We start from the raw sequence: 19,107 nt of genomic DNA on the forward strand, positions 1-19,107 counted from the left end.
TCAGCAGGCCCATGGCAGCCGCGGGACCAGCACGGACGTCGCCGGCCCGACCCCCAGGGCCAGCGCCGCGGCCAGGTCGCCGGCCGTGTCGACGTCGCGCCGCAGGCCGGGCCACTCGCCGGCCAGCGGCACCGCCCCCGCGGCGGCGTGCGCGGCGGCCGACCCGGACCCGAAGCGCGGGTCGAGGGCGACCCCCGCCGCGGTCAGCAGCGTGGTGCCGGTACCGGCGGCGTCGGCGACGAAGCCCCGGGGCACCCGGCCCGCGGCGGCCAGCGCGGCGGCCAGTTCCGCCGGCCGCAGCGCCGGCAGGTCGGAGGAGAGCGCGGCGACCGCCCGGGTGCGCGCCGACCGCGCGCCGTGCGCCAGCGCGGGGTTGAGCCCGCGGTCGGGCTCGTCGCCGACGGTGCGCGCGCCCAGCGACGTGACGACGGCCGCGGCGCGCGGATCGTCGGTGACGACGACGACGTCGACCACGCCCACCGCGGCCGTCGCGGCGGCCACCGTGTCGGCCAGCAGGGCCAGCACCAGCTCGGCGTGCGGCACCGCGGCCGCCCCCGCGGTCACCGGCGCCAGGCGGGTCTTGGCCACGGCCAGCCGTTTCGCCGGCACGACCACGGACCACTCCACGGCCACAATGTGAACACACCGGGGCCCGCGCGCGGCGCGGAGCGGGACCCGGTGCGGCGCGCGGTCCGGCCCAGGGTCGATCATGGGCCGGATCACACGCCCGGCCGGTGCCGGGGGCGACGACAGCGAGCGAGAGGGTGCCCGTGACCGAGGAGACGTCCGCGGGGACGGCGGCGGGGCCGGACGGGCCCGGCCGGCGCCCGCCCAGGCGGCAGACCCGGGGTCCGGTGCCCTGGTCGCTGCGGCTGGCCGTCGTCGTCATCTACCCGACGGCCTCGCTCCTGTTCAAGCTGCGCTACCGGCACGGCGACCGGATCCCGGCCGGCGGGCCGGTGCTGCTGGTGGCCAACCACGTGTCGGTGCTGGACCCGCTGGCCTGCGCCCGCCTGGTCTGGGACCACGGCCGGGTTCCGCACTTCCTGGCCAAGGAGGCCATCTTCAAGGGGCTGGCCGGCCGGATCCTCCGGCACGCCGGCCAGATCCCGGTGGCCCGCAACTCCACCGACGCCACCGGCTCGCTGCGCTGGGCGAAGGCCGACCTCGACGCGGGCAACGTCGTGGTCATCTATCCGGAGGGCTCGGTCACCCGCGACCCCGACTGGTGGCCGATGGAGTCGCGCACCGGCATGGCCCGGCTGGCGCTGACCACCGACGCCGTCGTCCTCCCGGTGGCGCAGTGGGGCCCGCACCGGGTGCACGACTACCACACCAAGAAGTTCCACCTCCGCTTCCGCGCGCCCGCCGACTACCTGGTGGGCGAGCCGGTCGACCTCTCCGCGGTGCGCGCCGAGGTGCGCGCCGGCCGCCCGCTCAGCCCCGAGCTGCTGCGCGAGACCACCGACCTGGTGATGTCGCGGGTCCGCGACCAGCTGGCCGAGCTGCGCGGCGAGCCCGCGCCGCAGGCGTTCGCGCCGCGCCCGCGCCGCTCGCTGCCCGGCGACCTGCCCGGGACGGCCGCGTGACGCGGGCCGCGGTGCTCGGCGCCGGCTCCTGGGGGACGACGTTCGCCAAGGTGCTCGCCGACGCCGGCTGCACGGTGACGCTGCACGCCCGCCGGGCCGAGCTGGTCGAGTCGATCAGCGCATCGCGCGAGAACGCCGACTACCTGCCGGGCGTGCGGCTGCCCGACGGCCTGTCGGCCACCACCGACGCCGCCGAGGCGCTCGACGGCGCGGAGATCGTGGTGCTCGCCGTCCCCTCGCAGTCGCTGCGGGAGAACCTCACCGCCTGGACGCCACTGCTGCCGCCCGACGCCAGCCTGCTGTCGCTGATGAAGGGCATCGAGCTGGGCAGCACCAAGCGGATGAGCCAGGTGATCTGCGAGGTCACCGGCGCCGGGCCCGACCGCGTCGCCGCGCTGTCCGGGCCCAACCTCGCCCGCGAGATCGCCGAGGAGCAGCCGGCCGCCACCGTCATCGCCTGCACCGACACCGCGCGCGCCGCGGCCATCCAGGCGGCCTGCCACACGCCGTACTTCCGCCCGTACACCAACCGCGACCTCGTCGGCTGCGAGCTGGGCGGCGCGGTGAAGAACGTGATCGCCCTGGCCTGCGGCATCACCGAGGGCATGGGGTTCGGCGACAACACCCGCGCCTCGCTGATCACCCGGGGCCTGGCCGAGACCGCGCGGCTGGGCGCCGCGCTCGGCGCGGAGCTGACCACCTTCGCCGGCCTGGCCGGGCTCGGCGACCTCGTGGCCACCTGCAGCTCGCCGCTGTCGCGGAACCGCACCTTCGGGGAGAAGCTCGGCCGCGGCATGTCGCTGGAGGAGGTCCAGGCCACCACCCGGCAGACCGCCGAGGGGGTCAAGAGCTGCCGCCCGGTGCTGGACCTGGCGCGGGCCAGCGGGGTCGACATGCCGATCACCGAGGCCGTGGTGCGGGTCTGCCACGAGGGCGTGCCGGCCGAGCAGCTGGTGAAGGAGATCATGTCCCGCGAAGCGAAGCCGGAGTGAGCGGTCTCCCCGCCGGGTGGGGCGACGGCACCCGGTCGGTGCGCGCGGGCGACGAGCCCGCCGTCCCCGGCACGCCGCTGCGGCCCTCGCCGGTGTTCGCCGCCCCGTTCCACCTCGGCGACCAGCCGCCGCGCGCCGCCGGCGCCGACGCCTACGCCCGCACCGAGCACCCGACGCTGCGGGTGTTCGAGACGGCGGTCGGCGAGCTCGACGGCGGCCGGTGCCTGTCGTTCGCCACCGGCATGGCCGCGATCAGCGCCGCCGTCCTCGCCTGCGTGCGGGCCGGCGACCGGGTGGTGCTGCCGTCGGACGGCTACTACGCCACCCGGATGCTCGCCCGCGACGAGCTGGAGCGCCTCGGCGTCCGCGCGGAGTACGTGCCGACCACGGAGATCGGGGCGGTCGCCGCGCGGGGCGACCTCGCCGGCGCCCGGCTGGTGCTGCTGGAGACGCCGAGCAACCCGCTGCTCGACGTCTGCGACATCGCCGCCGTGGCCGAGGCCGCGCACGCCGCCGGTGCCCTGGTGGCGGTGGACAACACCACGGCCACGCCGCTGGGCCAGAAGCCGCTGGACCTCGGCGCCGACATGACCGTCGGCAGCGACACCAAGGCGCTCACCGGGCACAGCGACCTGCTGCTCGGGCACGTCAGCACCCGGGACGACGAGCTGTACGCCCGCCTCAAGGGCTGGCGGGACCACACCGGCGCCACCCCCGGCCCGTTCGAGGCCTGGCTGGGGCACCGCTCGATGGGCACCCTCGACCTCCGGCTGGGCCGGCAGGCGGCCAACGCCGCCGCGGTCGCCGAGGCCCTGGCCGCCTCCCCGGTGGTGCGCGGGGTCCGCTGGCCGTGGCTGCCCTCCGATCCGTCGGCGGCCCTGGCCGCGCGGCAGATGCTGCGCCCCCACGGCATCGTCTCCGCCGAGCTGGCCGACGAGGAGGCGGTGGCCCGCTTCCTGGCGGCCAGCCGGCTGTGGACGGCGGCGACCAGCTTCGGCGGCCTGCACAGCACCGTCGACCGGCGGGCCCAGTGGGGCGGTGACCCGGTGCCGCCGGGGTTCGTCCGCTTCTCCTGCGGCGTCGAGGACACCGCCGACCTGGTGACCGACCTGGTGCGCGCGCTCGGGGGGCCGGCCTGAGCCGCACGACGCTGGAGCGCGTGCTGGGCGCGGGGGAGGTCCTGCGCCGCGGCACGGTCACCGACTACACGGGGCTGGCCTGGCACCCGGGCGAGCCGCACCGGGTCCGCCGGGAGCTGGTGGGCAGCACCTGGGAGCCGCCGCGCTCGGGGGTGCGGGCCCTGGGCTGCCTGGCGCACGTCACCGACATGCAGCTGGCCGACGTCTGCTCCCCGGCCCGCTTCGAGTTCTTCAACCGCTTCGCCACCGATCCGCGCATGGCCGCGCTGGTGCCGATGCAGCGGCCGCAGGAGGCGCTCACCGCGCACGCCATGGACGCGCTCGTGCGCACCCTCAACGGGCTGGCCGGGGGGCCGCGCACCCGGCATCCCGTGCAGCTGGTGGTCACCACCGGAGACGCCATCGACAACGCGCAGTGGAACGAGCTGAGCCTCTGGCTGGACATCCTGGCCGGCGGCACGGTGTACCCGGGCGCCGGGCTGACCGCCTACGACGGCGTGCAGGCCGCCGGCTGGCCGCACGACCTGTTCTGGCGCCCGGACGGCGACGGGCACGGGCAGCCGGACCTGTTCCGGGCCCAGCACGGCTTCCCGCACCGGCCGGGGCTGCTGGCGGCGGCGTTCGCCGGGTTCACCGCCGAGGGGCTGCGGCTGCCGTGGCTGGGCTGCCACGGCAACCACGAGGCGCTGATCCAGGGCGTGGGCGTGCCCACCCCGGCGCTGCAGGGCTTCCTGCTGGCCGACCAGAAGCCGGTCGAGATCGCCCCCGACCTCCCGCTGGAGGACGCGCTGCGGCTGTTCACCCACTCCTCGGAGGTGTTCACCACCGCGCCCTCGCGCCAGATCACGCCGCTGGCCGACCGGCGGGTGGTCGACCGGCGCTCGTTCGTCGCCGCGCACCTCGCCGATCCGGGCCAGCCGCACGGGCACGGCTTCACCGAGGGCAACTACCGCGACGGCACCGCCTACTACGTGTACGACGGGCTGCCCGGCATCCGGGTGGTCTGCCTGGACACCACCCGCGTGACCGGGGGCAGCGCCGGGTCGGTGGACGCCGTCCAGGCCCGCTGGCTGGTCGACCGGCTGCGCGAGGTCTCGTCGTCCCACCGGGACGACGACGGCGAGGTCGTGCGCACCGGCAACCCCGACCGGCTGGTCGTCGTCCTCTCCCACCACGGGTCCACCACGCTGACCCGCGAGGAGTCCTTCCGGGCGCGCCCCGCCGCCGACGACGGCGTCCTCGGCGGCCCGGACGTCGTCGATCTGCTGCACCGGTTCCCCAACGTGGTGCTGTGGCTCAACGGGCACACCCACGTCAGCGAGGTGCGGCCGTGGCCCTGCCCCGGCGAGCCCGGCCGCGGCTTCTGGGAGGTCGCCACCTGCGCCGTCGTCGACTGGCCCGGTCAGGCCCGGCTGGTCGAGTTCCTCGACAACGGCGACGGCACGCTGTCGATGGTCTGCACGATGGTCGACCACGACAGCCCGCCCCGGCCGCCCGAGGCGCTCGACCCGGCCGCCCGCGAGCCGTGGGCGCTGGCCTCGCTGCACCGCGAGCTCGCGGCCAACGTGCCGTGGGCGGGGCTGTCGTCCGGGCTGGCCGGGCGGCCGCTGGACCGCAACGTGGAGCTGGTGCTGCGCTCGCCGCTCAGCTGACGGCGGCGGCTGCCCGCCGGCGCCGGGCGGCCGCCAGCGCGGTCAGGTAGAAGCTGACGCCCCAGTAGTAGGCCAGGTAGGCCAGCGAGGCGGCGACCACGAGCGGATGCGGGTCGGGGTACTGCACGAGCAGCACCGCGTAGGTGACGAACCAGACCCCGGTGAGCGCCACGCTCGTGATGCGCAGCGCCCGGCTGCGCGAGGGGTACAGGAAACGGATCGGCACGAACACCAGCAGCGCCAGCACGACGACGAACGCCGCGACCACCGGGCGGCCGGCGTCGAGCACGACGGCGTAGAACGCCACCACGTTCCAGTAGCTGGGGAAGCCCAGGAAGGTGTGGTCGTCGGTCTTGGCGTCGACCCGGCAGAACTGGTAGCTCGAGGCCAGCAGCGGCAGCGCGGCCAGCAGCCAGCCGGGCACCCCCTCCGGCAGCGCTCCGGTGGTCCACAGCAGGACGACGGGGGCGAAGACGTAGGTCAGGTAGTCGACGATGTTGTCCAGCAGCGCGCCGTCGAACCAGGGGATGGTCTGCTTCACCCGGGCCCGCCGGGCCAGCATCCCGTCGGTGCCGTCGACCACCAGCGCCGCCAGCCCGAACCACAGTGCGGTGACCGCGTCGCCCTCGAGGGCGGCCAGCACGAAGAACAGCGCCAGCACCGTGCCCAGGGCCGTGTAGGCGTGCACGGCGGCGCCGGCCAGGCGCAGGGCGCGGGAGTGCGGGCCCGTCGCGGCGCCGGTCGTGTCCGGGCGGCCGGGGGCCACCGGCGGAGCCGCGCTCCCCGGCGTCGCCGTGTTCTCGGGCATAAGGGACGAGGCTCCCACACGAGGGCGCCGGGCAGCGCGCCGACGCCCCACCGGACCCGCCGCGGTGGCGCCGACCGGGCGGCGGGAGCGCGCTCGACTAGGGTCGGCCGCGATGAGCGGACAGGCACGGAGGCTGCGCGTCGCGGTCGTGTTCGGGGGGCGCAGCGCCGAGCACGCGATCTCCTGCGTCTCCGCGGGGAGCGTGATCGCGGCGCTGGACCCCGAGAGGTACGAGGTCGTCCCGGTGGGCATCGCCCGCGACGGGCGCTGGGTGCTGCCCGATCCCGGGCAGCGGCTGGCGATCACCGACGGGGAGCTGCCCGAGGTCACCGGCGGCACCGCGGTGTCGCTGGTCGGTGACCCCGCGGGCCGGGGCCTGGCGGTGCTGGAGCCCGCGGCGGCGATCGGGCCGGCGCTCACGGAGGTCGACGTCGTCTTCCCGGTGCTGCACGGCACCTACGGCGAGGACGGCACCATCCAGGGCCTGCTGGAGATGAGCGGGCTGCCCTACGTGGGCTCCGGCGTCTTCGCCAGCGCCGCCTCGATGGACAAGGAGTACACGAAGAAGCTCCTGGCGGCCGCCGGGCTGCCCCAGGGCGACCACGTGGTGCTCCGCGACGCCTCGGGGGCGCTGTGCGCCGACCCCGACGTCCTCGACGAGGCCGCCCGCGAGCGGCTGGGCCTGCCGGTCTTCGTCAAGCCCTCCCGGGCCGGGTCGAGCATCGGCATCAGCAAGGTCACCGACTGGGCGCAGTTCCCCGAGGCGGTGGCCACCGCGGCCGCCGTCGACCCCAAGGTGGTCGTGGAGGCCGCCGTCCCGGGGCGGGAGATCGAGTGCGGCGTGCTGGCCGGCCGCGACGGCGGCCTCCCCGAGGCCAGCCTGCCGGCCGAGATCCGGCTGCGGCCCGGCACCGACTGGTACGACTTCGCCGCCAAGTACCTCGAGGACGCCGTCGAGTTCGACGTCCCGGCCGACCTCACCGCCGAGCAGACCGCCGCGGTGCAGCAGACCGCGGTCCGGGCCTACCTGGCCATGGACTGCCAGGGCCTGGCGCGGGTCGACTTCTTCCTCGGCACCGGGCCCGACGGCCGCGACCGGCTGGTGGTCAACGAGGTGAACACGATGCCGGGGTTCACGCCCATCTCGATGTTCCCGCGGATGTGGGCCGCGACCGGCGTCGGCTATCCCGAGCTGGTCGACCGGCTGGTGCGCTCCGCGCTCGACGGGGGCGCGCGGCGGTGAGCCGCGGGCGGCCCGGCCGGGCGGCGGCCGCGCTGCTGACCCTGCTGGCTCCCGCGGCCGGCGGCTGCACCTCCGGCGTCGAGGGGGCGGCGACGGCCCAGGCCGCCGACCCGACCCCGGACAGCGCCGAGGAGCTGTCGGCGCTGCTGGTCACCGAGGTGCCCTCGGACCTGGCGCGGGTGCCCGACGACGAGATCGAGCCCCCGGCGGGGGAGAAGACGGCCGACGACGTCGCCGGCTACGCCGAGGACCCGGCCTACGAGCGGCAGGTGCTCGACGACTACGGCTACCGCTACGGCTGGGAGCGGTTCTGGGGCGATCCCGCCCGCGGGCCGGTCACCACCGTCTTCGTCGACCAGTTCGACACCGCCGAGGGCGCCCTGGCCTACGCCGAGGACCTCGCCGGGGACGGCGCGGAGTACTACGAGGGGATGCTGCGGCACGATCCGCCGCAGCTGCCCGGGGACTGCCGGCTGCTGACCGTCGAGGAGGTCGCCCCCGAGACCGGGCTGACCGGCCCGGCGGCCTTCGCGTGGTGCGTGCGCGGGGTGTTCAGCGTGGCCGTCAGCGCCGTCGCGGCCACCGTGGACGCCGCCGACGCCGAGGTGACCGCCCTGGTGCCCGAGCAGCTGGACCGGCTGCCGGGCGGCTGAGGTCAGGCCGGACCGGGCTGCGGTTCCTGGTAGGGCAGGTTGGCGGCCACGATGCCGCTCAGCGCGGCGGCCGGGGCGCTGTCGCTGCCGCCGGGCAGGGTCAGCTCCACGTAGACCGGCCGGTCGACCGTCGTCCAGACGACCTGGTCGGGATCGGAGTCGTCGACGTACCAGGTGACCCCGTTGACCTCGAGGGCGAAGGCGCCCACGACGTAGCCGGCCGGCCGGTCGACGCCGCAGACCAGCACGATCGGCGGATCGCCCCACGCGTAGGCGTACGGCGTCTCGGACTGCACCCGGCGGGAGGGCTCGTCGAGGAGGTCCAACGGCAGGTCGGTCATCAGCGCCGGGCAGTTCGCGTCGGCCTCGGGGGTGACCGGGGGCACCTCCACCGGCAGCGTGGGGAGGTCCTCGCGCTCGGCGCCGGCCGAGCCGTCGATCTCGGCGACCGCGCCGTCGCCGGCCGGCTCGTCGCCGTCGGTGAGGCGCACCAGCACGACCAGCGCCACCAGCACCGGCACGATGACCGCCGTGGCGATCAGCGCCAGCCGCCGGAACGGGTCCGGGCGCGGCGCGACCGGCCCGGCCGGATCGCTGGTGTCGGCCGCGCCGTCCTCGGGGGGCGTGCGGCCGGCGTCGTCGGTCAGGGCGCTCAGATGTTGACGACGGGGCAGGTCAGGGTGCGGGTGATGCCGTCGACCGACTGCACCCGCGCCACGACCAGGCGGCCGAGCTCGTCGACGGTCTCGGCCTCGGCCCGGACGATGACGTCGTAGGGGCCCGTGACGTCCTCGGCCTTGGTCACCCCGGCGATCTCGCTGATCGTCGTGGCGACCTGGGCGGCCTTGCCGACTTCGGTCTGGATCAGGATGTAGGCGTGGACCACGGGAGAACCTTCCTCGGACTGCGCGGCCGGCGCGAGGGCGCCGGCGTGCGGATCGGGACGCAACCTACCCCAGCACCCTGGAGTGGCCGGTGACACGGCCCCGTCCGCTGCTCCCCCGGGAGGACCCGGCCGACAGCGCCCGGGTGGTCGGGGAGTTCGGCGTGATCGCCCGGGTGGTGGCCCGGTCCGGTGCCGCCGCCGTCGCCCAGGTCGGCCCCGGGGACGACGCCGCGGTGCTGCGCGCCCCCGACGGCCGGGTGGTGGCGAGCACCGACGTCCTCGTCGAGGGGCGGCACTTCCGCCGGGACTGGTCCTCGGGGGAGGACGTCGGGCACAAGGCCGCCGCGGCCAACCTCGCGGACATCGCCGCCATGGGTGCGGTCGGCACCGCGCTGCTGGTGGGCCTCGCCTGCCCGGCGGACACCCCCACCCGCTGGCTGGAGGAGGTCGCCGACGGCATGGCCGCGGAGTGCGCGCCCCTGGGCGCGGCCGTCGTCGGCGGCGACACCGTCGCGGCGGCACCGGGCAGCGACGCCGTCGTCCTGTCGGTGACCGCGCTGGGCGACCTGGGCGGTCGCGCGCCGGTGCTGCGCTCCGGCGCGCGCCCCGGGGACGTCGTCGCGCTGGCCGGCCGGCTCGGCTGGTCGGCCTGCGGCCTGGCGGTGCTGCGCCGGGGCTTCACCTCGCCGGTGGCCGCGGTGGCCGCGCACCGGCGGCCCGCGCCCCCCTACGCCGCCGGGCCGGCCGCCGCCGAGGCCGGCGCGACGGCGATGTGCGACGTCAGCGACGGGCTGCTGGCCGACGCCGGGCACATCGCGGAGGCCAGCGGCGTCGTCGTCGACCTGGACCGCGCCGCGCTGGTGCGGGCGACCCTCGAGCCGCCGGGGCCGCTCCAGCAGGTGGGCGCGGCGCTCGGGGTCGACCCGATGGCCTGGGTGCTCGCCGGCGGGGAGGACCACTCGCTGCTGGCCACCTTCCCGGCCGGGGCGGTGCTGCCGGCGGGGTGGACGGTGATCGGCGTGGTCGGCGAGGGCGGCACCCCCGGCGTGACGGTGGGCGGCCAGCCCGCGGCCGAGGCGGCCGCGGCGGTGGGAGCGGAGGGGATCGGCCATGTCCACTTCGGCTGAGCGGCGGCTGCGCGACGGCAGCACCGCGCGGCTGCGCGCGGTGGGCTACGCCTCGCCGGTGGCCCGCGAGCTCGTGGGCCGGGTGCAGCAGGAGTACGTCGCCCGGTACGGCGGCCCCGACGAGGCGGTCGTCGACCCGGCGGAGTTCGACCCGCCGGCCGGGCTGTTCCTCGTCGCCGAGGTCGACGGCGTGCCCGCCGGCTGCGGCGCGTGGCGGGTGCACGCTCCGGGCGTGGTCGAGGTCAAGCGGGTCTACGTGGACCCGGCGTTCCGGCGGCGCGGCCTGGCCCAGGTGCTCATGGACGAGCTGGAGGCCAGCGCGGCAGCGGCCGGGCACCGGTCGGTCGTCCTCAACTCCGGCCGCCGGCAGCCCGAGGCGCTCGCGCTGTACGCCGAGGGTGGCTACCGGCCGGTGCCGGGGTACGGCGTCTACGCCGACTCCGCCGAGGGCGTGTTCCTCGGCAAGGAGCTGCCGGGCGCGGAGGAGGAGCGGCCATGGGCATCATGACGGGGCCATCGTGACGGGGGCATCGTGACCGGGGGCATCGTGACCGGGGGCGTCGTGACGGTGTCGGCGGCCTACGGGGCCGCCGGTGCGGAGATCGCCCCGGCGGTCGCCGAGCGGCTGGGGCTGCCCTTCCACGACCGGGCCATCCCGGCGCAGGTGGCCGGCCGGCTGGGCGTGCCGGTGGAGGAGGCCGAGGAGAACGACGAGCGGGTCACCCGCGGCCTCTGGCGGCTGGTGGCCTCCCTCGGCACGATGCCCGACCCGGTCGGCGGCGTGTTCCCGGTGCCGGGTCAGCCCGACGAGCGCGCCTACCGCGACCAGACCGAGCGGGTGCTGCGCGAGATCGCCGCCGGTGCCGGGGGCGTGGTGCTCGGCCGGGCGGCCGCGATGGTGCTGCGCGACCGCCCCGACGTCCTGCACGTGCGGCTGGACGGCCCGCCCGACCGCCGGCTGGCCGCGGCGGTGGCGCGCTCGGGCCGGCCGGAGGAGGAGGTGCGGCGGGAGATGGACGCCGCCGACCGCACCCGGGAGGCCTACGTCCGGCACTTCTACCGGTGCGACCCCACCTCGGTGCGCAACTACCACCTGGTGGTCGACAGCACGGTGCTCCCGCTGGAGACGGTGGTCGAGCTGGTGGTCACCGCCGCGCGGGCCCGGGGCATCGGGGCGGCCTGACCCCCGGACACGCGGAAGACCCCGGAGGTCAGGAGACCTCCGGGGTCGGCCCGGTCGGAGCCGGGATGGTTCGCGAGCTCGTGCGCGCTACGCGCGGACGACCTTGCCGGCGCGGATGCACGAGGTGCACGCGTTGATCCGGCGACGGTTGCCCGGGGCGATCAGCGCCCGCACGGACTGGATGTTCGGGTTCCAACGGCGCGGCGTGCGGCGGTGCGAGTGCGACACCGACATACCGAAACCGGGCCCCTTGCCACAGACATCGCACACGGCAGCCACGGCGGATCACTCCCAGAGATTCGTTCACATCGTGCGGTGCGCAGACAGCGACCGCGTACAGACCGTCGGCCAGTCTAGCCGTTCCCCGCGGACGACGTCGCCGGGGCCGTCCGGTCCCCGTTCCGGCCCGGTCCTGTCGGCGATCGTGGGTACCCTCCGGCCGTGCTGCAGGCGCTGGACGACGCCGCGGCCGGTCGTTGGTGCCGGGCCGCGGTCGCCGCGCTGTCCGAGGCCCGGGTCCGGCTCGACGAGCTCAACGTCTTCCCGGTCCCCGACGGCGACACCGGCACCAACCTCCTGCTGACCGCCGAGGCCGCGCTGGCGGCGCTCGAGGAGGCCGGCGACGGCGGGGCCGAGTCGGTCTGGTCGGTGCTCGCGCGCGGCGCCGTGCTCGGTGCCCGGGGCAACTCCGGCACGATCCTCGCCCAGCTGCTGCGCGGCCTGGCCGACCAGTTCGCCGGCCGCGAGCCGGCCGAGGGCCCCACCTTCGCCGAGGGCCTGCAGAAGGCGGCCGACAGCGCCTACACGGCCGTGGCCGACCCCGAGGAGGGCACCTTCCTCACCGTGGCCCGCGCCGCGGGGGCAGCCGCCACCGCGGCCGTCGCCGCAGGGCACACCGACCTGGCCGCGGTCGTCCGCGCCGCCGCCGACGGCGCCCGCGCCGCGCTCGAGGAGACCCCCGCCCAGCTGGCCGCGCTGCGCGACGCCGGGGTGGTCGACGCCGGGGGAGCCGGCCTGTGCCTGGTGCTCGACGCGCTGGTCACCACCGTGACCGGGGTCGAGCCCGCGCGGCCGCCGCTGGTCCGCCGCCCGGCCGGGCAGCGCCCGCACGCCCACGACCACGACGTCCCGCACCAGCCGCCGGCCGGCCCGGGCAGCGAGGTGCAGTACCTGCTCGCCGACGCCGACGAGGTGGCCGTCGCCCGGCTGCACGACCGGCTCGCCGCGCTGGGCGACAGCCTCGTGGTGGTCGGCGTCGACACCCCGACCGGCCGCGAGTGGAACGTGCACGTGCACGTGAGCGACATCGGCGCGGCGATCGAGGCCGGCATCGAGGCCGGGCGGCCGTACCGCATCTCGGTCACCCCGCTGGCGCCGGTCCGCCCGCCGGCTCCGGTGGCCGGCGAGCGTGCGGTGGTCGCGATCGTGCCGAGCGAGGGGCTGGGCGCGCTGTTCGCGGGGGAGGGGGTGCGGGTGGTCGCCTGCGGTCCCGACGGCGTCAGCGAGGAGCAGGTGCTCGACGAGGTGCTCGGCTCGGCCGCCGCGGAGGTCGTCGTCCTGCCCAACGACCCGGCGCTCACCCCGGTGGCCTCCCGCGCGGCCGACCGCGCCCGCGAGGCCGGCCGCGACGTCGCCGTCGTCCCCACCCGGTCGCCGGTCCAGGGCCTGGCCGCGATCGCCGTCGCCGATCCGTCGCGCCGCTTCGGCGACGACGTCATCACGATGGCCGAGGCGGCCGCGGCCACCCGCTGGGCCGAGGTCGTCGTCGCCGACCAGGAGGCGCTGACCAGCGCCGGGCGCTGCGCCCCGGGCGACGTGCTCGGCGCCGCCGAGGGCGACGTCGTGGTCATCGGCGCCGACCTCGCCGCCACGGCCTGCGACCTGCTCGACCGGCTCCTGTCGGCCGGCGGGGAGCTGGCCACCCTCGTCGTCGGTCCCGACGCCGCCCTGGGGGACGCCGTCTGCGCGCACCTCGCCTCGGCCCATCCGACCGTGGAGGTGACGCGGTACGACGGCGGCGCGGCCGGCGTCCCGCTGCAGATCGGGGTGGAGTGACGTGCCGGTGACCATGGCCACCGACCTCGGCCGGGTGCTCGGGCCGAAGACGGCGAAGGCGATGGCCGAGCAGCTGGGCCTGCACACGGTGCGCGACCTGCTGCGCCACTACCCGCGGCGCTACGCCCGCCGCGGGGAGATGACCCGCCTCGACGACCTGCAGATCGGCGACCGGGTGACCGTCCTCGCCCAGGTCCGCAGCGTGAGCACCCGGCCGATGAAGCAGCGGCGGGGCATGATCACCGAGGTCGTCGTCGGCGACCTCGAGGGCTCGATGAAGCTGGTCTTCTTCAACTCCAAGCACGCCAGGCTCGAGGCCGGGGCGTGGGGCCTGTTCGCCGGCACGGTCGGCAGCTGGCAGGGCAAGCCGCAGTTCGCCCACCCCGACTGCCACCTGCTCACCGGCGACGACGACGGCGAGTGGATGCGCGCGCTCATCCCGATCTACCCGGCCAGCAAGGACGTCTCCAGCTGGATGATCCAGAAGTCGGTGAAGCTGCTGCTCGACGCCGGCGGCGGGTTCGGGTTCGTCGAGGACCCCCTCCCCGACGAGATGCGCGCGCGGCACGGCCTCCCGAGCCTGGCCGCCGCGCTGCTCGACATCCACCGGCCGACCAGCGACGACGACGTCGAGCAGGCCCAGCACCGGCTCAAGTGGGACGAGGCGCTGGTGCTCCAGCTGACCCTCGCCGCCCGCCGCCGGGCCGCCGCGCTGGAGCCGGGCATCGCCCGCCCGCGCCGCGCCGGCGGGCTGCTCGACGCCGTCGACGCCGCGCTGCCGTTCGCGCTGACCGAGGGCCAGCGCGAGGTGGGGGAGGAACTGGCCACCGAGCTCGACCGCGACCAGCCGATGCACCGGCTGCTGCAGGGCGAGGTCGGCTCGGGCAAGACCGTGGTGGCGCTGCGCGCCATGGCGCAGGTGGTCGACGCCGGCGGCCAGGCCGCGCTGCTGGCACCCACCGAGGTGCTCGCCGCGCAGCACGCCCGCGGCATCCGCGCGCTGCTCGGCCCGCTCGGCCGGGCCGGGGAGATCGACGGCGACCCGGCCGGCACGAACGTCGTGCTGCTGACCGGCTCGCTCAAGGCCGCCGCCCGCCGCGAGGCGCGGGCCGCGGTCGCCGACGGCAGCGCCGGCATCGTGGTGGGCACCCACGCCCTGCTGCAGGAGGGCGTCGACTTCGCCGACCTGGGGCTGGTCGTCGTCGACGAGCAGCACCGGTTCGGCGTGGAGCAGCGCGACGCGCTGCGCGCCAAGGGCAACCGCCCGCCGCACGTGCTGGTCATGACCGCCACGCCGATCCCGCGCACCGTCGCCATGACCGTCTACGGCGACCTGGAGACCTCCACGCTGCGCCAGCTGCCCAGCGGCCGGGGCGGGGTGGCCAGCTCGGTGGTGCCGGTCCGCGAGAAGCCCTCCTGGCTGGACCGCGCGTGGGAGCGGCTGCGCGAGGAGGTCGCCGCCGGCCGGCAGGCCTACGTCGTCTGCCCGCGGATCGGCGAGGAGGCCGGCGCCGAGGAGGAGCCCGACGACGCCGACGGCGCCCCGCCCGACGAGAAGGGCAGCGACCGCCGTCCGCCGCTGGCGGTGCTGGACGTGGCCGAGGCGCTGCGGGCCGGGCCGCTGGCCGGGCTGCGGCTGGAGGTCCTGCACGGCCGGCTGACTCCCGAGGAGAAGGAGGCCCGGATGCGGGCCTTCGCCGCCGCCGAGGTCGACGTGCTGGTCGCCACCACCGTCGTGGAGGTCGGCGTCGACGTGCCCAACGCGACGGTGATGGTCGTCATGGACGCCGACCGCTTCGGCGTCAGCCAGCTGCACCAGCTGCGCGGCCGGGTGGCCCGCGGCGCGCACGCCGGCCTCTGCCTGCTGGTCTCCGAGGCGCCCAGCGGCTCGGCCACCGGCCAGCGGCTGGCCGCCGTCGCCAGCACCTCCGACGGCTTCCAGCTGGCCCGGCTGGACCTCGAGACCCGGCGGGAGGGCGACGTGCTGGGTGCCGCCCAGTCCGGCCGCCGCTCGGGCATCCGGCTGCTGTCGCTGCTGGAGGACGAGGAGCTGATCGCCACCGCACGCACCGAGGCCACCGCCCTGCTGGCCACCGAGCGCGGGCTGGCCGACCACCCCGGCCTGGCGTCGGAGGTGGCCGCCCTCGCCACCGACGAGCGGGCGGAGTACCTGGAGAAGGCATGACGCGGCTGATCTCCGGCGCTGCCCGGGGGCGGCCGCTGAAGGTGCCGCCGTCCGGCGTGCGCCCCACCGGCGACCGCGCCCGCGAGGGGCTGTTCAACACCCTCGGCACGCTGCTGGACCTCGAGGGCGCGGCGGTGCTGGACCTGTACGCCGGCTCCGGCGCGCTCGGCCTGGAGGCGCTGTCGCGCGGGGCGGCGCAGGTGGTGTTCGTGGAGAACGGGCCGCGGGTGCTGCCGGTGCTCAAGGCCAACCTGGCCGCGGTGGGGCTGCCCGGCGGGCGGGTGATCGCCGGATCGGTCCCGGGAGTCGTCGCCGGGGCGCCGCCGGCGCGGTTCGACCTCGTGCTCGCCGACCCGCCCTACGCCGTCCCCGCCGAGCAGGTGCGGGAGGTGCTGTCGGCGCTGGCCGGCGGCGGGTGGCTGGCCGACGACGCCGTCGTCGTGGTCGAGCGGTCCAGCCGCGAGGAGGCTTGGGAGTGGCCGACACCCCTCGAGGGGATCCGCGATCGCCGCTACGGAGAGGCAGTGCTCCGGTACGGTCGCTTGCCGTGAGGCGTGCCGTCTGCCCCGGTTCCTTCGACCCGGTCACCAACGGCCACGTCGACGTCATCAGCCGCGCTGCCGCGCTCTACGACGAGCTGGTGGTCGCCGTCCTGGTCAACCCCGGCAAGGCCGGGATGTTCCCCGTCGACGAGCGCATGGCCATGCTGCGCGAGGCGGTCACCGACCTGCCGAACGTCGTCGTCGACAGCTTCCAGGGCCTGCTGGTCGACTACTGCCGCCGCTCCGACATCCCGGTGGTGGTCAAGGGCCTGCGCGCGGTCGGGGACTTCGAGTACGAGCTGCAGATGGCGCAGATGAACCGCGAGCTGGCGGGCATCGAGACGCTGTTCGTCCCGACCGCGCCGCAGGTCGGGCACCTGTCCTCCAGCCTGGTGAAGCAGATCGCCACCTTCGGCGGTGACGTCTCCCGGCTGGTCCCGAAGGCCGTCCTGGACCGGCTGCTCGCCCAGGGGCAGCAGGGGCCGGACGGCCGGGCTCCCGGGGGAACACCGTGACCGAGGTCGTCTACCGGCTCTACGACGTCGTCGACGAGCTGAGCCGGGTCATCGAGAACGCCCGCAGCGTGCCGATGTCGGGCTCCTGCATGGTGCCCCGCGACCTGCTGCTCGACCTGCTCGACGACCTCCGCGAGTCGCTGCCCGAGGAGGTGCAGCAGGCCGGCGCGATCGTCGAGCAGCGCACCGAGATCCTCGAGCAGGCCCAGGCCGAGGCCGAGCGGCTCACCGGCCGCACCCGCAGCGAGAGCGAGCAGCTGATCGGGCAGGCCCGGCGCCAGCGCGAGGAGATCCTCGGCACCGCCCGGCGGCAGCGCGACGAGCTCCTGGCCCAGGCGCAGGCCGACGCCGACGACCTGCTCACCCAGGCCGAGGCCGAGGCCGACCGGCTGGTGGAGGAGGCGCACCGGCACCGCGAGGCGCTCATCGCCGACGCCCAGGCCCAGCAGGCCGAGCTGCTGGCCGCGGCGCGCGAGGAGCACGAGCGGCTGATCACCGAGACCGAGGTCTACCGCGGCGCGGTCAGCCGCGCCGACGAGATGGGCGCGCAGACCGTCGCGGAGGTCAGCCGCATGCGCGCCGAGGTCGACGAGTACGTCGACACCCGGCTGGCCGACTTCGGCACCACGCTGGAGCGGATGCTGCGGTCGGTGGAGAAGGCGCGGAGCACGCTGCGCGAACCGTGACGCCGCCTGGCGCCCGTTCCAGATGATCAGGGTCCCTGGTCGTCCGGCGTCCTCCCCGACGTCCCGCGCCCGGGGAGGACCCCACGGGATCAGGGACCCTGATCATGTGCGGGCCGGCCCCGACCGCCGCGTGAGGGGCGCCTCCCCGCGCTCCCGGACGGCGCCCTCCGGCGATCGGGTAGTCTCGTCGTCTGGTCCGACCGCCGCGGTTGCCCGCCTCGGACGACCTCCCTCCCCGCTCCCGACCGCGAGTACCGACATGCCTGCCGCACCGAACCGCTCCGGCGCCGCGTCCTCCGACGCCCGGCGCCCGTCCGCCAACCCCTGGCGCGTCGACCTGCGCGAGCTGGGTCGCCGGGCCGGGTCGATGCACGAGCTGGACCGCACCATCCCGGCGCCGGCGGAGTGGCGGGTGGAGCTGATCGGCGTCCCCGAGGGGGCGCCGGTGCACCTGCGGCTGCGGCTGGAGTCGGTGATGGAGGGCGTGCTCGTCTCCGGCGAGGTCGAGGCGCCGGTCGAGGGCTCGTGCGCGCGCTGCCTGGAGCCGGTCGAGGACACCCTCCGGCTCGACGTCCAGGAGCTGTTCGCCTACGAAGGCAGCACGACCGAGGCGACCAGCGAGGAGGACGAGGTCCGCCGGGTCGAGGGCGACCTGCTGGACCTGGAGCCGATGCTCCGGGACGCCGTCGTCCTCGCGCTGCCGCTGTCGCCGACCTGCACCGAGGACTGCGGCGGGCTGTGCGTCGACTGCGGCCAGCGCATCGACGACCTCCCGCCCGACCACTCGCACGAGGTGGTCGACCCCCGCTGGGCCGGGCTCGCCGGCCGATTCACTTCCTCACCGGGCACCCCCGGCGAGGACGAACCAGAGGAGAACTGACGTGGCCGTCCCGAAGCGGAAGATGTCCCGCGCGAACACCCGCGCGCGCCGTTCGCAGTGGAAGGCGAGCGCCCCGACGCTCTCGCCCTGCCCGAACCGGGCCTGCGGCGAGCTCAAGCCGCCGCACCAGGCCTGCCCGAACTGCGGGCAGTACGAGGGCCGTCAGGTCCTCTCGGTCTGACCTGACGTCGTGGGGAACCCGGCTGCGGCCGCGCCGGCCGGCACCGCCGGCCGGTCGCCGGCCGGGGACGACCACGCCGACCGTGCGGCCGCCTGGCTGCTCGACGCCCTGGGCATCGAGCTGCCCGGCGGCCTGCTGGCGTTGGCGCTGACCCACCGCTCGTACGCCTACGAGAACGGCGGGCTGCCCACCAACGAGCGGCTGGAGTTCCTCGGGGACTCCGTGCTCGGCCTGGTCGTCACCGACGAGCTCTACCGCAGCCAGCCCGACCTGCCCGAGGGGCAGCTGGCCAAGCTGCGCGCGTCGGTGGTGAACATGACCTCGCTGGCCCGGGTCGCGCGGCGGCTCGGCGACGGCGGCATCGGCCCGCACCTGCTGCTGGGCCGCGGCGAGGAGACCACCGGCGGCCGCGAGAAGGACTCGATCCTCGCCGACGCCATGGAGGCGCTGATCGGCGCCGTGCACCTGGGCCTGGGCCTGGACGTCGCGAGCGCGCTGGTGCACCGGCTGTTCGACCCGCTGCTGGCCGAGTCGGCGACCCGCGGGGCCGGCCTGGACTGGAAGACCAGCCTCCAGGAGCTCGGCGCCGCCCGTGGCCTGGGTGCGCCCACGTACGTCGTCCGCGACACCGGGCCCGACCACGCCAAGACCTTCACCGCCGAGGTGCTGCTCTCCGGCCAGGTCTACGGCGCCGGTGCCGGACGCACCAAGAAGGCCGCCGAGCAGGAGGCCGCCGAGGCGGCCTGGCGGGCGCTGTCGGCGGATCCGGCCGCCGACGACGGGAGCTGAGC

General features: G+C 76.4%; 22 protein-coding genes. 17 read left to right on the top strand and 5 right to left on the bottom strand.

The genetic code is table 11. The features are described 5' to 3' along the window. Positions 1 to 627 carry a 2-phospho-L-lactate guanylyltransferase gene (gene cofC / locus ACI79R_RS04960; RefSeq protein ID WP_456572468.1) on the bottom strand — a complete coding sequence of 209 codons (627 nt, stop codon included), beginning with the start codon at positions 625 to 627 and terminating at the stop codon, positions 1 to 3. 227 nt (positions 628 to 854) lie between these two features. Here cofC and ACI79R_RS04965 point away from each other — a divergent pair, with 227 nt between their 5' ends. Genes ACI79R_RS04965 through ACI79R_RS04980 form a run of 4 tightly spaced genes read left to right on the top strand, consistent with a single transcriptional unit; the run spans position 855 to position 5,372 of the window. Next, positions 855 to 1,589: a lysophospholipid acyltransferase family protein gene (locus tag ACI79R_RS04965; protein ID WP_456572469.1), complete on the top strand. Its 735-nt coding sequence runs from the start codon at positions 855 to 857 to the stop codon at positions 1,587 to 1,589. Next, complete coding sequence (locus tag ACI79R_RS04970; RefSeq protein WP_456572470.1) at positions 1,586 to 2,581, top strand: NAD(P)H-dependent glycerol-3-phosphate dehydrogenase; 996 nt, start codon at positions 1,586 to 1,588, stop codon at positions 2,579 to 2,581. The genes ACI79R_RS04965 and ACI79R_RS04970 overlap by 4 nt, the downstream gene beginning before the upstream one ends. Next, on the top strand, positions 2,578 to 3,720 hold the full coding sequence (locus ACI79R_RS04975) for a cystathionine gamma-lyase (protein ID WP_456572471.1): 1,143 nt from the start codon (positions 2,578 to 2,580) through the stop codon (positions 3,718 to 3,720). The genes ACI79R_RS04970 and ACI79R_RS04975 overlap by 4 nt, the downstream gene beginning before the upstream one ends. A gap of 20 nt (positions 3,721 to 3,740) precedes the next feature. Then, positions 3,741 to 5,372: a TIGR03767 family metallophosphoesterase gene (locus ACI79R_RS04980; protein WP_456572472.1), complete on the top strand. Its 1,632-nt coding sequence runs from the start codon at positions 3,741 to 3,743 to the stop codon at positions 5,370 to 5,372. Here ACI79R_RS04980 and ACI79R_RS04985 read toward each other — a convergent pair. Then, complete coding sequence (locus ACI79R_RS04985) at positions 5,365 to 6,180, bottom strand: CDP-alcohol phosphatidyltransferase family protein (protein ID WP_456572473.1); 816 nt, start codon at positions 6,178 to 6,180, stop codon at positions 5,365 to 5,367. The two genes, ACI79R_RS04980 and ACI79R_RS04985, sit on opposite strands and share 8 nt — an antisense overlap. A 112-nt stretch (positions 6,181 to 6,292) precedes the next feature. Between ACI79R_RS04985 and ACI79R_RS04990 the strand changes: the two genes are divergently transcribed. Both ACI79R_RS04990 and ACI79R_RS04995 read left to right on the top strand, forming a co-directional pair. Next, complete coding sequence (locus ACI79R_RS04990) at positions 6,293 to 7,423, top strand: D-alanine--D-alanine ligase family protein (protein WP_456572474.1); 1,131 nt, start codon at positions 6,293 to 6,295, stop codon at positions 7,421 to 7,423. After that, a complete protein-coding gene (locus tag ACI79R_RS04995) occupies positions 7,420 to 8,076 on the top strand; it encodes a hypothetical protein (RefSeq protein WP_456572475.1) in 657 nt (218 codons plus the stop codon). Before ACI79R_RS04990 ends, ACI79R_RS04995 begins: the two co-directional genes overlap by 4 nt. Positions 8,077 to 8,078: 2 nt before the next feature. On the opposite strand, the gene ACI79R_RS05000 is transcribed toward ACI79R_RS04995, so the two are convergent. Both ACI79R_RS05000 and ACI79R_RS05005 read right to left on the bottom strand, forming a co-directional pair. Continuing rightward, positions 8,079 to 8,597 (bottom strand): DUF3515 domain-containing protein, encoded by a 519-nt coding sequence (locus ACI79R_RS05000; protein ID WP_456572476.1) that lies wholly within the window; start codon positions 8,595 to 8,597, stop codon positions 8,079 to 8,081. A 131-nt stretch (positions 8,598 to 8,728) separates the two neighbouring features. Beyond that, a complete protein-coding gene (locus ACI79R_RS05005) occupies positions 8,729 to 8,962 on the bottom strand; it encodes an Lrp/AsnC ligand binding domain-containing protein (protein ID WP_369203629.1) in 234 nt (77 codons plus the stop codon). An 89-nt stretch (positions 8,963 to 9,051) separates the two neighbouring features. Here ACI79R_RS05005 and ACI79R_RS05010 point away from each other — a divergent pair, with 89 nt between their 5' ends. Genes ACI79R_RS05010 through ACI79R_RS05020 form a run of 3 tightly spaced genes read left to right on the top strand, consistent with a single transcriptional unit; the run spans position 9,052 to position 11,272 of the window. After that, positions 9,052 to 10,089, top strand: a complete 1,038-nt coding sequence (locus ACI79R_RS05010) for a thiamine-phosphate kinase (RefSeq protein WP_456572477.1) — start codon at positions 9,052 to 9,054, stop codon at positions 10,087 to 10,089. After that, positions 10,073 to 10,597: a GNAT family N-acetyltransferase gene (locus tag ACI79R_RS05015; protein ID WP_456572478.1), complete on the top strand. Its 525-nt coding sequence runs from the start codon at positions 10,073 to 10,075 to the stop codon at positions 10,595 to 10,597. The genes ACI79R_RS05010 and ACI79R_RS05015 overlap by 17 nt, the downstream gene beginning before the upstream one ends. A 24-nt stretch (positions 10,598 to 10,621) precedes the next feature. After that, on the top strand, positions 10,622 to 11,272 hold the full coding sequence (locus ACI79R_RS05020) for a cytidylate kinase-like family protein (RefSeq protein WP_456572479.1): 651 nt from the start codon (positions 10,622 to 10,624) through the stop codon (positions 11,270 to 11,272). Positions 11,273 to 11,359: 87 nt separating this feature from the next. On the opposite strand, the gene rpmB is transcribed toward ACI79R_RS05020, so the two are convergent. Further along, positions 11,360 to 11,551: a 50S ribosomal protein L28 gene (rpmB, locus tag ACI79R_RS05025; RefSeq protein WP_029339036.1), complete on the bottom strand. Its 192-nt coding sequence runs from the start codon at positions 11,549 to 11,551 to the stop codon at positions 11,360 to 11,362. A gap of 162 nt (positions 11,552 to 11,713) precedes the next feature. On the opposite strand from rpmB, the gene ACI79R_RS05030 reads away from it, so the two are divergent. From ACI79R_RS05030 to rnc, 8 genes are all read left to right on the top strand, one after another. Further along, a complete protein-coding gene (locus tag ACI79R_RS05030) occupies positions 11,714 to 13,327 on the top strand; it encodes a DAK2 domain-containing protein (protein ID WP_456572480.1) in 1,614 nt (537 codons plus the stop codon). Between the two features lies 1 nt (position 13,328). Then, positions 13,329 to 15,512 (top strand): ATP-dependent DNA helicase RecG, encoded by a 2,184-nt coding sequence (gene recG, locus ACI79R_RS05035; protein ID WP_456572481.1) that lies wholly within the window; start codon positions 13,329 to 13,331, stop codon positions 15,510 to 15,512. After that, entirely contained in the window at positions 15,509 to 16,063 is a 555-nt protein-coding gene (gene rsmD / locus ACI79R_RS05040) for a 16S rRNA (guanine(966)-N(2))-methyltransferase RsmD (RefSeq protein ID WP_456572482.1), read from the top strand. Before recG ends, rsmD begins: the two co-directional genes overlap by 4 nt. Further along, positions 16,060 to 16,569, top strand: a complete 510-nt coding sequence (coaD, locus tag ACI79R_RS05045; protein ID WP_456572483.1) for a pantetheine-phosphate adenylyltransferase — start codon at positions 16,060 to 16,062, stop codon at positions 16,567 to 16,569. Before rsmD ends, coaD begins: the two co-directional genes overlap by 4 nt. Continuing rightward, positions 16,566 to 17,255: a hypothetical protein gene (locus tag ACI79R_RS05050; RefSeq protein WP_456572484.1), complete on the top strand. Its 690-nt coding sequence runs from the start codon at positions 16,566 to 16,568 to the stop codon at positions 17,253 to 17,255. The genes coaD and ACI79R_RS05050 overlap by 4 nt, the downstream gene beginning before the upstream one ends. A 259-nt stretch (positions 17,256 to 17,514) precedes the next feature. Then, positions 17,515 to 18,135, top strand: a complete 621-nt coding sequence (locus ACI79R_RS05055) for a YceD family protein (protein WP_456572485.1) — start codon at positions 17,515 to 17,517, stop codon at positions 18,133 to 18,135. A gap of 1 nt (position 18,136) precedes the next feature. After that, positions 18,137 to 18,316: a 50S ribosomal protein L32 gene (rpmF, locus tag ACI79R_RS05060; protein ID WP_456572486.1), complete on the top strand. Its 180-nt coding sequence runs from the start codon at positions 18,137 to 18,139 to the stop codon at positions 18,314 to 18,316. Positions 18,317 to 18,325: 9 nt separating this feature from the next. Then, the gene (gene rnc, locus ACI79R_RS05065; RefSeq protein ID WP_456572487.1) at positions 18,326 to 19,105 is read left to right on the top strand and encodes a ribonuclease III; all 780 of its coding nucleotides are present in this window, start codon (positions 18,326 to 18,328) and stop codon (positions 19,103 to 19,105) included. Positions 19,106 to 19,107: the final 2 nt, after the last annotated feature.

It is taken from the genome of Blastococcus sp. SYSU D00820 (assembly GCF_054050695.1).

Bases quoted from the DNA above. Each gene is read 5' to 3' on its own strand.
- rsmD (WP_456572482.1), top strand. From the start codon at position 15,509: ATGACGCGGCTGATCTCCGGCGCTGCCCGGGGGCGGCCGCTGAAGGTG.
- ACI79R_RS04985 (WP_456572473.1), bottom strand. From the start codon at position 6,180: ATGCCCGAGAACACGGCGACGCCGGGGAGCGCGGCTCCGCCGGTGGCC.
- ACI79R_RS04990 (WP_456572474.1), top strand. From the start codon at position 6,293: ATGAGCGGACAGGCACGGAGGCTGCGCGTCGCGGTCGTGTTCGGGGGG.
- ACI79R_RS05015 (WP_456572478.1), top strand. From the start codon at position 10,073: ATGTCCACTTCGGCTGAGCGGCGGCTGCGCGACGGCAGCACCGCGCGG.
- ACI79R_RS05055 (WP_456572485.1), top strand. From the start codon at position 17,515: ATGCCTGCCGCACCGAACCGCTCCGGCGCCGCGTCCTCCGACGCCCGG.